Origin of the sequence: Pseudomonas fragi (assembly GCF_900105835.1) — a bacterium.
Classification (GTDB): domain Bacteria; phylum Pseudomonadota; class Gammaproteobacteria; order Pseudomonadales; family Pseudomonadaceae; genus Aquipseudomonas; species Aquipseudomonas fragi.
Genome location: NZ_LT629783.1, coordinates 3138093 through 3151503, shown reverse-complemented (window position 1 = coordinate 3151503; position 13411 = coordinate 3138093). Strand labels below are relative to the sequence as shown.

Annotated in this window: 12 protein-coding genes; 10 read left to right on the top strand and 2 right to left on the bottom strand. The window is 59.4% G+C overall.

All coding sequences use genetic code 11. The annotated features are described in order from the left end of the window. Positions 1-143 precede the first annotated feature (143 nt). The 5 genes from BLU25_RS14340 to BLU25_RS14320 all read left to right on the top strand — a co-directional run bounded on the left by BLU25_RS14340 (position 144) and on the right by BLU25_RS14320 (position 3851). Positions 144-1061 carry a LysR substrate-binding domain-containing protein gene (locus BLU25_RS14340; protein ID WP_016782936.1) on the top strand — a complete coding sequence of 306 codons (918 nt, stop codon included), beginning with the start codon at positions 144-146 and terminating at the stop codon, positions 1059-1061. A gap of 231 nt (positions 1062-1292) precedes the next feature. Further along, positions 1293-1784 (top strand): 5-(carboxyamino)imidazole ribonucleotide mutase, encoded by a 492-nt coding sequence (gene purE / locus BLU25_RS14335; RefSeq protein WP_016782937.1) that lies wholly within the window; start codon positions 1293-1295, stop codon positions 1782-1784. An 11-nt stretch (positions 1785-1795) separates the two neighbouring features. Next, positions 1796-2881, top strand: coding sequence for a 5-(carboxyamino)imidazole ribonucleotide synthase (locus BLU25_RS14330; RefSeq protein WP_016782938.1), 1086 nt, complete (start codon positions 1796-1798; stop codon positions 2879-2881). Between the two features lie 104 nt (positions 2882-2985). Beyond that, on the top strand, positions 2986-3234 hold the full coding sequence (locus tag BLU25_RS14325) for a GlsB/YeaQ/YmgE family stress response membrane protein (RefSeq protein ID WP_016782939.1): 249 nt from the start codon (positions 2986-2988) through the stop codon (positions 3232-3234). An 80-nt stretch (positions 3235-3314) separates the two neighbouring features. Further along, the gene (locus tag BLU25_RS14320; RefSeq protein ID WP_016782940.1) at positions 3315-3851 is read left to right on the top strand and encodes a DUF3299 domain-containing protein; all 537 of its coding nucleotides are present in this window, start codon (positions 3315-3317) and stop codon (positions 3849-3851) included. A 240-nt stretch (positions 3852-4091) separates the two neighbouring features. On the opposite strand, the gene BLU25_RS14315 is transcribed toward BLU25_RS14320, so the two are convergent. After that, positions 4092-4991, bottom strand: a complete 900-nt coding sequence (locus BLU25_RS14315) for a D-hexose-6-phosphate mutarotase (RefSeq protein WP_016782941.1) — start codon at positions 4989-4991, stop codon at positions 4092-4094. A 22-nt stretch (positions 4992-5013) separates the two neighbouring features. Continuing rightward, positions 5014-5415, bottom strand: coding sequence for an acyl-CoA thioesterase (locus BLU25_RS14310; RefSeq protein ID WP_003438129.1), 402 nt, complete (start codon positions 5413-5415; stop codon positions 5014-5016). 373 nt (positions 5416-5788) lie between these two features. Here BLU25_RS14310 and BLU25_RS14305 point away from each other — a divergent pair, with 373 nt between their 5' ends. From BLU25_RS14305 to pstB, 5 genes are all read left to right on the top strand, one after another. Continuing rightward, positions 5789-7078, top strand: coding sequence for an MFS transporter (locus BLU25_RS14305; protein ID WP_016782942.1), 1290 nt, complete (start codon positions 5789-5791; stop codon positions 7076-7078). A gap of 166 nt (positions 7079-7244) precedes the next feature. Continuing rightward, the gene (locus BLU25_RS14300; RefSeq protein ID WP_016782943.1) at positions 7245-8231 is read left to right on the top strand and encodes a phosphate ABC transporter substrate-binding protein PstS; all 987 of its coding nucleotides are present in this window, start codon (positions 7245-7247) and stop codon (positions 8229-8231) included. A gap of 217 nt (positions 8232-8448) precedes the next feature. Beyond that, positions 8449-10734, top strand: coding sequence for an ABC transporter permease subunit (locus BLU25_RS14295; protein WP_016782944.1), 2286 nt, complete (start codon positions 8449-8451; stop codon positions 10732-10734). A 15-nt stretch (positions 10735-10749) separates the two neighbouring features. Then, positions 10750-12420, top strand: coding sequence for a phosphate ABC transporter permease PstA (gene pstA / locus BLU25_RS14290; protein ID WP_016782945.1), 1671 nt, complete (start codon positions 10750-10752; stop codon positions 12418-12420). Between the two features lie 155 nt (positions 12421-12575). Then, positions 12576-13409, top strand: a complete 834-nt coding sequence (gene pstB / locus BLU25_RS14285; RefSeq protein ID WP_016782946.1) for a phosphate ABC transporter ATP-binding protein PstB — start codon at positions 12576-12578, stop codon at positions 13407-13409. Positions 13410-13411 lie beyond the last annotated feature (2 nt).

Here is a 13411-nt window from a genome sequence, read left to right as displayed (position 1 = left end):
GAACGCTGCGAATCCTAGGCCTGCAGTCTATTTTGGGCCAATGCCTTTAAACACTATCCTATGCATAAACGGCATAATAGCGACGTGACGCGGCAGGCGCGTCGAGCGTGTGACCCATTTTGGTGCGCGTCCGGGAGGACTCGATGAATCTCGAAAGTAAATGGTTGGAGGACTTCAGTGCCTTGGCTGCGACCCGCAGTTTTTCCCAGGCAGCAGAGCGCCGCTTCGTCACTCAGCCGGCTTTCAGCCGGCGTATTCGCAGCCTGGAAGCGGCGCTGGGGCTGACCTTGGTGAATCGTTCCCGCACCCCGGTGGAGTTGACTGCGGCCGGTCAGCTGTTTTTGGTCACGGCGCGCACCGTGGTCGAGCAGTTGGGTGAGGTGTTGCGTCACCTGCATCACCTCGAAGGCGGGCAGGGCGAGGTCATGCAAGTGGCTGCGGCGCACTCCCTGGCACTGGGATTTTTCCCGCGCTGGATCGCCCAATTGCGCAATGAAGGGCTGAACATCGCCACACGGCTGGTTGCGACTAACGTCGGAGACGCCGTGCATGCTTTGCGCGAAGGCGGCTGCGATTTGATGCTGGCTTTTTACGATCCTGATGCGGCCTTGCAGATGGATCCGGAAATTTTCCCGTCCCTGCACCTGGGTAATACCGAAATGCTCCCGGTGTGCGCGGCCGATGCCGACGGCAAGCCGTTGTTCGATCTGGAAGGCGATGCCAGTGTGCCGTTGCTGGCCTATAGCGCCGGGGCATTTTTGGGTCGCTCGGTGAATTTGCTGCTGCGCCAGCGTAGCCTGCGTTTTACCACTATCTATGAGACCGCGATGGCCGACAGCCTTAAAAGCATGGCGCTCGAAGGGTTGGGCATCGCCTGGGTGCCACATTTGAGCGTGCGTGCCGAGCTGGCGCGGGGCGAGCTGGTGGTGTGCGGTGGACCGCAATGGCATGTGCCGCTGGAGATTCGCCTGTACCGCTGTGCCCTGGTGCGCAAGGCCAACGTGCGGTTGTTGTGGCGCAAGCTGGAGAACCCGACCGGCCAGGCACCAGTGCCCACCTGAACCGATTTTTTACCCTGACCTAAGAGTCAATAAAACCGGGCGTCCGGGCGGTTTTTGCCGGTCAAGACAGATGGTCGCCAAAGGTGCTTTCAAGGCACATGTTTGGGGTATACTGCGCGGCCTTCGGCTGGCTTGACCGGCCTTAATTCCTATAACAAGCCACGTCGGATCCTCCACGTGGCTTGTTGTTTTTTGACGCGCCTGCGGGCGCCCAAGAGAAGAGGCGCGACGATGAGTGCACTGGTAGGCGTGATCATGGGCTCCAAGTCCGATTGGTCCACCCTCAGCCACACCGCCGATATGCTGGAAAAACTCGGCATTCCCTACGAAGTGAAAGTGGTCTCTGCCCACCGCACTCCGGATCTGCTGTTCCAGTATGCCGAAGAGGCCGAAGGCCGCGGGATCGAGGTCATCATCGCCGGTGCCGGTGGCGCAGCCCACCTGCCAGGCATGTGTGCCGCCAAGACCCATTTGCCAGTACTGGGCGTGCCAGTGCAATCGGCCATGCTGTCGGGCGTCGATTCGCTGCTGTCGATCGTGCAGATGCCTGCGGGCATTCCGGTTGCCACCCTGGCCATCGGCAAGGCGGGCGCGATCAACGCGGCGCTGCTGTCGGCGAGCATCCTGGGCGCCAAGCACCCGCAGTTCCATACCGTTTTGAAAGCATTCCGTGCTGAACAGACAGACAGCGTGCTGGACAATCCAGACCCGCGCGTAGCCTGAGGTTTCTGACGATGAAAATCGGTGTAATCGGTGGCGGCCAACTGGGCCGCATGCTGGCCCTGGCGGGTACTCCGCTGGGCATGAACTTCGCTTTCCTGGACCCGGCACCCGATGCCTGCGCCGCCTCGTTGGGCGAGCACTTGCGTGCGGACTACAGCGACCCGGACCATTTGCGCCAGTTGGCTGACGAAGTCGACCTGGTAACATTCGAGTTCGAAAGCGTTCCGGCTGAAACCGTGGCTTTCCTGTCGCAATTCGTCCCGGTGTACCCGAGTGCCGAAGCGCTGCGCATTGCTCGCGACCGCTGGTTCGAAAAAAGCATGTTCAAGGACCTTGGCATTCCGACGCCGGCATTTGCCGACATCCAGTCCCAGGCAGACCTGGACGCAGCAGTGGCCACCATCGGCCTGCCTGCCGTGCTCAAGACCCGCACCCTGGGCTATGACGGCAAGGGCCAGAAAGTGCTGCGCACCGCTGCTGATGTAGTGGATACGTTTGCCGAGCTGGGCAGTGTGGCGTGCCTGCTGGAAGGTTTTGTACCTTTCACTGGCGAAGTGTCGTTGATTGCCGTGCGCGGTCGCGATGGCGAAACGCAGTTCTACCCGTTGGTACACAACACCCACGACAGCGGCATTCTCAAGCTGTCGGTTGCCAGCACCAATCACCCGCTGCAGGCCCTGGCTGAAGATTACTCCAGCCGTGTGCTCAAGCAGCTGGATTATGTCGGCGTGATGGCGTTCGAGTTCTTTGAAGTCGACGGTGGCCTCAAGGCCAACGAAATCGCCCCGCGTGTGCATAACTCCGGGCACTGGACCACTGAAGGCGCCGAGTGCAGCCAGTTCGAAAACCACTTGCGCGCCATTGCTGGCCTGCCGCTGGGTTCGACGGCCAAGGTGGGCGAAAGCGCCATGCTCAACTTTATCGGCAGCGTGCCGCCGGTTGAGAAGGTGATTGCGATTGCCGACTGCCATCTGCATCACTACGGCAAGGCGTTCAAGGTCGGCCGCAAGGTCGGTCATGCCAACCTGCGCTGCGCCGACATGGCGACCCTGCAAGCGCAAATCCTCAAGGTTGAAGCCCTGATCGACGAAGCGTAAATCGCTTTGCACGGAACCATTGGGTTGCCGCTACCCTCTGATGGCGTGATGCCAAAGTGCTGACTAGGCTTTGGTAAAACGCCATCAATCAAGAGGACGCGTCCATGGGCATCATCGGAACCATTTTTATCGGCTTGATCGTTGGCCTGCTGGCTCGTTTCCTGAAACCGGGTGACGACAGCATGGGCTGGATCATGACCATCCTGCTGGGTATCGGCGGCTCGCTGGCGGCGACCTATGGTGGTCAGGCGATTGGTATCTACAAGGCAGGCGAGGGTGCCGGCTTTATCGGTGCAGTGGTTGGCGCCGTGATCTTGCTGGTGATCTACGGCCTGGTGTCGAAAAAGTCCTGATTAAACGCTTTGGTTCTCTCTGCGCCAGCCGCAGAGAGGGCTAAGATGTGCGCGTTGATTTCTCACCTGTCGAGTTTTGCATGCGCCGTCTTCTCCTGACTTTTCTTTTGCTGGGCTCAGGCCTGGCACACGCGGCAGAATTGCCCGAAACCGACTGGCTGGAACTGATGCCCAAGTCGGATCAAGTAGCCCTTGAGCAAATGCCCGAAATTGACCATGACTCGCCCGAGGCCAACGGTACGTTTACCGACAAGGGCGGATTGAAGCAGAGCAAGGGCCTGCCCGCGGTGATGTATTCGAGCAAGACAGTGGCCAGCATGAACGGCAAGAATATCCGTTTGGGTGGCTACCCCGTGCCTCTGGAAACAGACGCCAAGGGGCGCAGCACGCTGTTTTTCCTGGTGCCGTACCCGGGCGCCTGCATTCATGTACCGCCTCCGCCGCCCAATCAGTTGGTGTTGGTGCGCTACCCCAAAGGCCTGAAGCTGGACGACATCTACACGCCGCTGTGGGTGATGGGCACGCTGAAGGTCGAGAAGGTTAGCAATGACCTGGCCGATGCGGCCTATGCGCTGGATGCCAGCAAGGTGCGGGTGGTGGTTGAGGAAGACCTGTAGCGCCCTGAACGATGTGGGAGCGGGCTTGCTCGCGATGGCAGCAGCGCGGTTTGCCTGATAGACCGCAGCGACTGAATCGCGAGCAAGCCCGCTCCCACAGGTTTGTGCTGCTTTGATAGCGTGATGTTTGCCCTGGTCCTTGTGGGAGCGGGCTTGCTCGCGATGGCAGCAGCGCGGTTCACCTGACAGACCGCAGCGCCAGCATCGCAGGCAAGCCTGCTTGCAGAGGTTTAGTGCGTATCAGGCGCTCATGCGTTTGCTTGCAATACTCACACCCAACGTATGGCTGGCGCCCGGCGCCAGGGTGATAATGTCTTCCATCACATTGGCGGTTTCGATGCACAGCATGCGCTGCCAGCCATCTGCGGCCATATCGCCGAGCGTGGCGGTCTTGTCGATCCACGGATTCCAGATCACTGCCGAGCGCGACCCACGGCTGGTCAGCTCAAGGGTGCGCGACCAGTCCGGGTCGACAATGCTCAACTGCTGCGGGGTATCGAGGTAGATACGGTCGGTTTCGCCGCTGAAGGTCAACTCGCCCGCTTGCTCAACCCGTTTCCAGTCTTTGAGGGTGTCGATATAGGTCAGGCCCTCGACGCCTTTGACCTGAACCTTGCGCACGTCGCTGACCGCGAAATAGCTGTGCAGCGCCTGGCTGATGTTCACCGGAATGTCACTGCGGTTATGGCTGGTGAGGCTGATATGCAGCTGGGTGTCGAGGCGGATGCTCAGGGTCAGCGCCACGTCGTGGGGCCAGCCGGGAAGGCCGCCTTCGATGCGGGGCAAGCCCAGCTCAATATGCAGCGCTTCACCGGCGTCATCGATCTCCAGCATTTCCCATTCGCGTGTACGCACCAAGCCGTGGGCCGTGGCAGGCTCATCGCTGTGGCGCATGGCCTGCACGCTCTGCGGGTTCATCGCCAGGTTGCCGAACCAGGGCCAACACACCGGTACGCCGGTGCGGATGCCGTGGCCTTGCTTGAACTGGGCTTTTTCGTTGAGCCAGATGATTGGCGGCTCATCACCCACCTGATAACTGAGAACCTGCGCGCCTTGCTTGGCGACCAGCAGTTGTGCATGGCCATGCTGGAAGTGCCAGCACTCCAGTTCATCCAGGGTGACTGACTCAATGTGGTGCATGGCAGGTTCTCTATTGATAGGTTTAACGGCGTGGCGGAACGGAGCGGGTGCGGCCGCTGCCATCAATGGCGACAAATACAAAGACCGCTTCGGTCACTTTGCGCCATTCGCTGGACAACGGGTCGTCACTCCACACTTCAACCATCATCTGGATCGAGCTGCGGCCGATCTCCAGTGCCTGGGTATAGAACGACAATTGTGCGCCCACCGCCACCGGTACCAGAAACGCCATACGATCAATCGCGACAGTGGCTACGCGGCCACCGGCAACCTTGCTGGCCATTGCGGTACCGGCCAGGTCCATTTGGGAGACCAGCCAGCCGCCAAAAATATCGCCGAAACCATTGGTCTCGCGCGGCAGGGCGGTGATTTGCAAGGCCAGGTCGCCTTGCGGGATTGGATCTTCTTGTTCGAGCTCTAGCATGCCTAAGGGCCTCTGACCCGTGATTCATCATAAGTACTGCGGGTGAAAAAGCGTCTTTAGAAAAACGATTCAGCCCGAACATACTACGTTCGTCACGTTCTTCATAAGCCGCACCAAGGGAAAACTCTGCGAAATCGGCTGAAGTGTCCAGCGGGCGTTTTCGCACAGCAACCTCAGAAGTTACCAAGTGTTTCTTACAGCGTGAGTATATCGGGCGACAGCCTGGCCGACGACCTCCGGATTCTGCTTTTTGGGTGCGCTGCACGTCTAGCTCTGTGCTTTTGCAAACAATTTGTTATCTTTCAAAACCTGCCCAGCCCTTGCCGGCGAAGTTGCAGCTTTTTGCCGCGCCTAATAAGAGAAGCAATACCCCATGATCACAGAGCCTTCCAGTGCTGCACCGCCTTCGCGGCCGTTAACCCGTAATGACTATAAAACCTTGTCGCTGTCTGCCTTGGGTGGTGCGCTGGAGTTTTACGATTTCATTATTTTTGTGTTTTTCGCCACCGTGGTCGGGAAACTGTTCTTCCCGGCAGACATGCCCGAGTGGCTACGCCTGATGCAAACCTTCGGCATTTTTGCCGCGGGTTACCTGGCGCGTCCTTTGGGCGGCATTGTCATGGCGCACTTTGGCGATCTGCTGGGGCGCAAAAAGATGTTCACCCTGAGCATCTTCATGATGGCCGTACCGACCTTGATCATGGGCTTGCTGCCTACCTATGCGCAGATTGGCATGTGGGCACCGATTCTGTTGCTGCTGATGCGCGTGATCCAGGGCGCGGCCATTGGCGGTGAGGTGCCCGGGGCCTGGGTGTTCGTGGCCGAGCATGTACCGCCACGGCATGTGGGCTACGCCTGTGGCACCCTGACTTGCGGGCTGACGGCGGGCATCTTGCTGGGTTCGTTGATGGCTACGGCGATCAACACGATCTATACACCGGCTGAAGTGTCTGACTTTGCCTGGCGGATTCCGTTCCTGATGGGTGGCGTGTTCGGCCTGTTCTCGGTGTACCTGCGTCGCTGGTTGCACGAGACACCGGTCTTTGCCGAGTTGCAGCTGCGCAAGGCGCTGGCGGCGGAAGTCCCGCTCAAGACCGTGCTGCGCGACCATCGCGGGGCGATTGTGGTCTCCATGCTGCTGACCTGGTTGCTGTCTGCCGGGATCATCGTGGTCATTCTGATGACGCCCACGGTGTTGCAAACCATTTATGGTTTTTCAGCGACCACCTCGTTGCAGGCCAACAGCCTGGCAATCGTCTTCCTGAGCCTGGGTTGCATCGCCTCGGGCGCACTGGCTGACCGCTTTGGGGCGGGCAAGGTGTTTGTGATCGGTTGCGCCGGGTTGCTGATTACATCGTGGACCTTCTACCACAGCCTGCTGCAACACCCGGACTGGCTGTTCCCGCTGTACGCCTTGAGCGGCCTGTTTGTAGGCACCATCGGCGCGGTGCCTTATGTAATGGTTAAGGCCTTCCCGCCAGTGGTGCGTTTCAGCGGTCTGTCGTTTTCCTACAACCTGGCCTACGCCATTTTTGGCGGCCTGACCCCGATGGCCGTGACCCTGTTGCTCAAGGAAAGCCCGATGGGCCCGGCGTATTACGTGGCAATCATTTGCACGATGGGCCTGGTGGTCGGCGCTTATCTGTGGAAAAAGGGCCGCTGATCCAGGCCTGATCCGCCGCAACACCTCATCCGCCTCTCCCCGAAGGCCATCATTTGTAACGAATGATGGCCTTTCATCTAATTGTCACAATCGGTTCATAGAGTAGTCACATGGCCTGCAGATACTGGTCCCCGATTCATCTAACCCCGTTTGCTAGGAGTAAGGCATGAAACTGAAGCGTGTGATGGCGGCCCTGACTTTTGTCGCCGCAGGCGTTGCAACTGCCAATGCGGTTGCCGCTGGTGTTGACCCGGCTATTCAGCCCTACGTGAAGACCACTGGTGTGTCGGGCAACCTGTCCAGCGTTGGTTCTGACACCCTGGCGAACCTGATGACCTTGTGGGCCGAGGCGTACAAAAAAGAATATCCAAACGTAAACATCCAGATTCAAGCTGCCGGTTCTTCGACCGCGCCGCCTGCGATTACTGAAGGCACCGCCAACCTGGGCCCGATGAGCCGCAAAATGAAAGACAACGAACTGGCTGCCTTCGAGCAGAAGTACGGCTACAAGCCTACCGCTATCCCGGTAGCCGTGGATGCCCTGGCCGTGTTCGTGCACAAGGACAACCCGATCAAGCACCTGACCATGGAACAGGTTGATGCGATCTTCTCTTCGACCCGTCTGTGCGGCGCCAAAGCCGACGTTAAAACCTGGGGCGACCTGGGTGTGACCGGCGACCTGGCCAACAAGCCGGTTCAACTGTTCGGTCGTAACTCGGTATCCGGCACTTACGGCTACTTCAAGGAAGAAGCCCTGTGCAAAGGCGACTACAAGCCTAACGTGAACGAACAGCCAGGTTCGGCTTCGGTTGTGCAGTCGATCAGCAGCTCGCTCAACGGCGTCGGTTACTCGGGCATCGGTTACAAAACCGCCAGCGTGAAGACCGTGCCTTTGGCTAAAAAAGGCAGCACCGAGTTCATCGAAGACACCGAAGAAAACGCACTGAACGGCAAATACCCGCTGTCGCGTTTCCTCTACGTGTACGTGAACAAGGCGCCGAACAAGCCGCTGAACCCGCTGGAAGCCGAGTTCATCAAGCTGGTGCTGTCCAAGCAAGGTCAAGAAGTGGTCGTGAAGGATGGCTACATCCCGCTGCCAGCCAAGGTCGCTGCCAAAGCATTGGCTGACCTGGGTCTGAAAGAAGGCGCATAAGTAGACGCCATGTGGGAGCGGGCTTGCTCGCGATTCAGGCAACGCGGTACATCAGGCCTGTTGAGTTGATGCCATCGCGAGCAAGCCCGCTCCCACAGGGTTGCCACGCAACCGCTTCACCAAATTTTCCATTCCGCTGCCAGCACCGTCGGGCGGCGGATTTTTTGCGTCACTGCTTTGTCATCTTTCTGTCATACAGGACCGCTAGGGTGTGCGCATGAATGATCTGGCCAATTCCCCAATGACTACGACATCCGCTCCCAAGCGCATTGATTTCAATACGCCTGAACTGCAGCGCAAGCGCCGTATCCGCGCGCTTAAAGACCACCTGACCCGCTGGTATGTATTTATCGGCGGGCTTGCCGTGCTCGGCGCAATTACCCTGATTTTCTTCTTCCTGGGCTATGTGGTTTACCCGCTGTTCCAGGGCGCCGACCTGAACGCCAAGCAGGCGATCACGCCCGTATGGATGCAGGACGCCGGCAAGCCGCTGATGATCTCCGTCGAGGAGCAAAACCAGGTCGGCATGCGGGTCTCCGACAAGGGCATGGTGTTGTTCTTCAACGCGAAGAACGGCGAAGAGTTGTCGCGGGTCAACCTGCCGTTGCCGGCCGGTACACAAGTGACTTCGCTGGGCGAAGACCAGCCGGGTAACCCGGTGGTGGTACTGGGCCTGTCCAACGGTCAGGCGCTGGTGTTCCGTCACAGCTATAAAGTCAGCTACCCCGATGGCAAGAAGACCATCACCCCGGCGATTGAGTACCCGTATGGCGAAACGCCAATCGTGCTCGACCCGCAGGGTGGTGCACTGGATCACGTCAACCTCAGCGTCAACGATTCAACGCTGGTGCTGGCCGGCTCCACGGGCTCGAAACTGAATGTGCTGTCACTGGCCCGCGAAGAAAACATGATGACCGATGAGGTCACCAACACCGAGACTCGTATCGACCTGCCGCAGATGACCGCGAAGGTCAAAGCGCTGTATATCGACCCGCGTCAGCAGTGGTTGTATGTGATCAATGATCGCGCCCAGGCCGATGTGTTCAGCCTGCGCGACAAAAGCCTCAACGGTCGCTACAAGCTGGTGGATGACGCAACCACCGAGATCACCGCCAGCACCCAGCTGGTGGGCGGTATCTCGCTGATCTTTGGCGATTCCAAGGGTGGCCTGAGCCAGTGGTTCATGGCCCGCGACCCGGATGGCGAGCAGCGCTTCAAGCATATCCGCAGCTTCCAGATGGGCACTTCGCCGATTGTTGAAATCACCGCCGAGCAACGCCGCAAGGGCTTCCTGGCCCTGGATGCGGCCGGCGAAATCGGTGTGTTCCACAGCACTGCACACCGCACCCTGCTGGTCGAGAAGGTTGCCGAAGGCCCTGGCATCATGGCGTTGTCGCCGCGTGCCAACCGCATCATCGTGGAAGAGGGCGGCAAGCTGCTGCCACTGACCTTGAAAAACCCGCACCCGGAAGTGTCCTGGAGCGCGCTGTGGAGCAAGGTCTGGTACGAGAACTACGACGAGCCTAAATACGTCTGGCAATCGACAGCCGCCAACACTGACTTCGAACCGAAGATGAGCCTTGCGCCATTGACCTTCGGTACCTTGAAAGCTGCGTTCTACGCGATGTTACTGGCGGCTCCGCTGGCCGTTGCTGCAGCGATCTACACCGCTTACTTCATGGCACCGACCCTGCGCCGCAAGGTCAAGCCGGTGATCGAACTGATGGAAGCGATGCCGACGGTGATCCTCGGTTTCTTCGCCGGCCTGTTTCTGGCGCCGTATGTGGAAGGCCACTTGCCGGGTATTTTCAGCCTGCTGGTGCTGATGCCGATCGGCATTCTGGTGGCGGGCTTCAGCTGGAGCCGCCTGCCCGAGTCGATCCGCCTGCGTGTGCCGGAGGGCTGGGAAAGCCTGATCCTGATCCCGGTGATCCTGTTTGTGTGTGGCCTGTCGCTGTACATGAGCCCGTTTATGGAAGCCTGGTTCTTCGGTGGCGACATGCGCCTGTGGATCTCCCACGACCTGGGCATCACCTACGATCAGCGCAACGCCCTGGTGGTCGGCCTGGCGATGGGTTTCGCGGTGATCCCCAACATCTACTCCATTGCTGAAGACGCCGTGTTCAGCGTGCCTCGCGGCCTGACCCTGGGTTCGCTGGCGCTGGGTGCCACGCCGTGGCAGACCATGACCCGCGTGGTCATCCTGACCGCCAGCCCGGGGATCTTCTCGGCACTGATGATTGGTATGGGCCGTGCGGTCGGCGAGACGATGATTGTGTTGATGGCCACCGGTAACACCCCGGTCATGGAAATGAACCTGTTCGAAGGCCTGCGTACCCTGGCGGCGAACGTGGCGGTGGAAATGCCGGAGTCGGAAGTGGGCGGCAGTCATTACCGTGTGCTGTTCCTCTCGGCGTTGGTGCTGCTGCTGTTCACCTTCATCATGAACACTCTTGCCGAGCTGATCCGTCAGCGTCTGCGCAAGAAATATTCGTCGCTTTAAGGAAGGTAGAAGTCTGTGAAACAGAATTCCCTCAAAGGCTGGTTCAAGAGCGGCGCGCCAGGCGTCTGGATCAGCGGTGGTGCAGTGTCTATCGCCGTCATCATGACCATCGGCCTGCTGTCGGTGATCGCCGTGCGTGGCCTGGGTCACTTCTGGCCGGCCGACCTGATCCACGCTGAATACAACGTACCGGGTGATGCCAATCACCTGGTCATCGGCGAAGTGGTGCAAAAGGAAGAAGTGCCCCGCGAGCGTCTGAAAAGCGCGGGCCTGCCGGTACCGGAACAAGGCCCGGAGTTCATGACCCGTGAGCTGATCAAGGTCGGCAACCGTGACTTGAACGGCAATGACTTTACCTGGGTGGTCGGCGAGTGGCTGACCAACCAGAGCACGCCACCCGAGTTGATGGCCATTGAGCGCCGCGAGTGGGGCAACTTCTACGGCTACCTGGTCAACGTCAAGGAAAACGGCAAGGTGGTGGCAGAAGGCGCTGCGGCCTGGCCGGAGCTGCAAGCGCGGGTCAAGCGGGTCAATGACCTGGCCTCGCAACTGAGCCAGCTTGAGAAGAAAGATATCGGTGCGATCAACTATGGGCTGGAGCGCATCCGCCTGCACGGTCGCAAGCTGGAACTGGAAGGCAAGCTGACGCCGCAGGCACAGGCCGACATGGAAGCCGAGCGCGCCGAGCTGAATGCACGCTACAAGGCCATCGAAGACCGCCTGGGCGAGTTGCATGCACAGTTCAACCGCGACAGCCTCACGGCCCGCGATGCCAACGGTAAAGAGCTGGAAATCGGCATCGGCAAAGTGGTCAAGGTCTACCAGCCGAACGCGATGAACAGCTGGCAGAAACTGGCGATGTACTTCAGCAATATCTGGGAATTCCTGAGCCAGGACCCGCGTGAAGCCAACACCGAGGGCGGGATCTTCCCGGCTATTTTCGGTACCGTGATGATGACCCTGATCATGGCGGTGATCGTGACGCCGTTTGGCGTGCTGGCGGCGGTTTACCTGCGTGAATATGCCAAGCAAAACACCCTGACCCGGGTTATCCGGATCGCGGTGAACAACCTGGCGGGTGTACCGGCCATTGTGTACGGCGTATTTGGTCTGGGCTTCTTTGTGTATGTGCTGGGCGGCTCGGTTGACCGTCTGTTCTTCGCTGAAGCCTTGCCTGCGCCGACCTTTGGTACGCCGGGCCTGATGTGGGCTTCGCTGACTCTGGCGTTGCTGGCTGTGCCGGTGGTGATTGTGGCCACCGAAGAAGGGCTGGCGCGGATCCCGCGTACAGTGCGCGAAGGCTCGCTGGCGCTGGGTGCAACCAAATCGGAAACCCTGTGGAAAATCGTGTTGCCGATGGCCAGCCCGGCCATGATGACCGGCATGATCCTCGCCGTGGCCCGTGCTGCGGGTGAAGTGGCACCGCTGATGCTGGTCGGTGTGGTCAAGCTGGCGCCGTCGCTGCCGCTGGACGGCAACTACCCGTACCTGCACCTTGACCAGAAGATCATGCACCTGGGCTTCCATATTTATGACGTCGGCTTCCAGAGCCCCAACGTCGAAGCGGCCCGACCGCTGGTATACGCCACGGCGCTGCTGCTGGTACTGGTGATCGCGACCCTGAACCTGTCGGCCGTATGGATTCGTAACCACCTGCGCGAGAAGTACAAGGCGCTGGATAGCTGATAGACACAAGACCTGTGGGAGCGGGCTTGCCCGCGATGGTATCGGTAAGGTTTCAACGTGAAACCGAGGTGCCTGAATCGCGAGCAAGCCCGCTCCCACAGAAGAAACCCGGTGACTGAAAAACCGAAACGAATTTTTAGCGTATGGAGCAACCCATGCAGCATGAATCCTCAGCCCACGGCATCAACATGTCCGCCTTGGGTCGCACCAAACAAAGCTTGAACCTGGCCAACGAAGAAGTGGCCATTGAAGTACCCGGCCTGAATCTTTTCTACGGTGAAAAACAGGCACTGTACGACGTCAGCCTGAATATCCCGAAGCAACGGGTAACGGCGTTTATCGGTCCGTCCGGCTGTGGCAAGTCCACGCTGCTGCGCACCTTCAACCGCATGAACGACCTGGTGGACGGCTGCCGCGTCGAAGGCGAGATCAACCTGTACGGCAACAACATCTACCGCAAGGGCGAGGATGTGGCCGAGCTGCGTCGTCGCGTCGGCATGGTGTTCCAGAAGCCCAACCCGTTTCCAAAGACCATCTACGAAAACGTGGTGTATGGCCTGCGCATTCAGGGCATCAACAAAAAACGCGTGCTCGACGAAGCGGTTGAATGGGCCCTCAAGGGCGCGGCGTTGTGGGACGAAGTCAAAGACCGCCTGCACGACTCGGCACTGGGCCTGTCCGGCGGCCAGCAACAGCGTCTGGTGATTGCGCGTACCATCGCGGTCGAGCCCGAAGTGTTGCTGCTCGATGAACCGTGCTCGGCACTCGACCCGATCTCGACGCTGAAAGTCGAAGAGCTGATCTACGAACTCAAGTCCAAGTTCACCATCGTCATCGTGACCCACAACATGCAACAGGCGGCCCGGGTTTCGGATTACACGGCGTTCATGTACATGGGCAAGATGGTCGAGTACGGCGACACTGACACGCTGTTCACCAACCCGGCCAAAAAGCAGACCGAAGACTACATCACCGGGCGCTATGGCTAGTC

Bases quoted from the DNA above. Each gene is read 5' to 3' on its own strand.
- BLU25_RS14340 (WP_016782936.1), top strand. From the start codon at position 144: ATGAATCTCGAAAGTAAATGGTTGGAGGACTTCAGTGCCTTGGCTGCG.
- purE (WP_016782937.1), top strand. From the start codon at position 1,293: ATGAGTGCACTGGTAGGCGTGATCATGGGCTCCAAGTCCGATTGGTCC.
- BLU25_RS14330 (WP_016782938.1), top strand. From the start codon at position 1,796: ATGAAAATCGGTGTAATCGGTGGCGGCCAACTGGGCCGCATGCTGGCC.
- BLU25_RS14325 (WP_016782939.1), top strand. From the start codon at position 2,986: ATGGGCATCATCGGAACCATTTTTATCGGCTTGATCGTTGGCCTGCTG.
- BLU25_RS14320 (WP_016782940.1), top strand. From the start codon at position 3,315: ATGCGCCGTCTTCTCCTGACTTTTCTTTTGCTGGGCTCAGGCCTGGCA.
- BLU25_RS14315 (WP_016782941.1), bottom strand. From the start codon at position 4,991: ATGCACCACATTGAGTCAGTCACCCTGGATGAACTGGAGTGCTGGCAC.
- BLU25_RS14310 (WP_003438129.1), bottom strand. From the start codon at position 5,415: ATGCTAGAGCTCGAACAAGAAGATCCAATCCCGCAAGGCGACCTGGCC.
- BLU25_RS14305 (WP_016782942.1), top strand. From the start codon at position 5,789: ATGATCACAGAGCCTTCCAGTGCTGCACCGCCTTCGCGGCCGTTAACC.
- BLU25_RS14300 (WP_016782943.1), top strand. From the start codon at position 7,245: ATGAAACTGAAGCGTGTGATGGCGGCCCTGACTTTTGTCGCCGCAGGC.
- BLU25_RS14295 (WP_016782944.1), top strand. From the start codon at position 8,449: ATGAATGATCTGGCCAATTCCCCAATGACTACGACATCCGCTCCCAAG.
- pstB (WP_016782946.1), top strand. From the start codon at position 12,576: ATGCAGCATGAATCCTCAGCCCACGGCATCAACATGTCCGCCTTGGGT.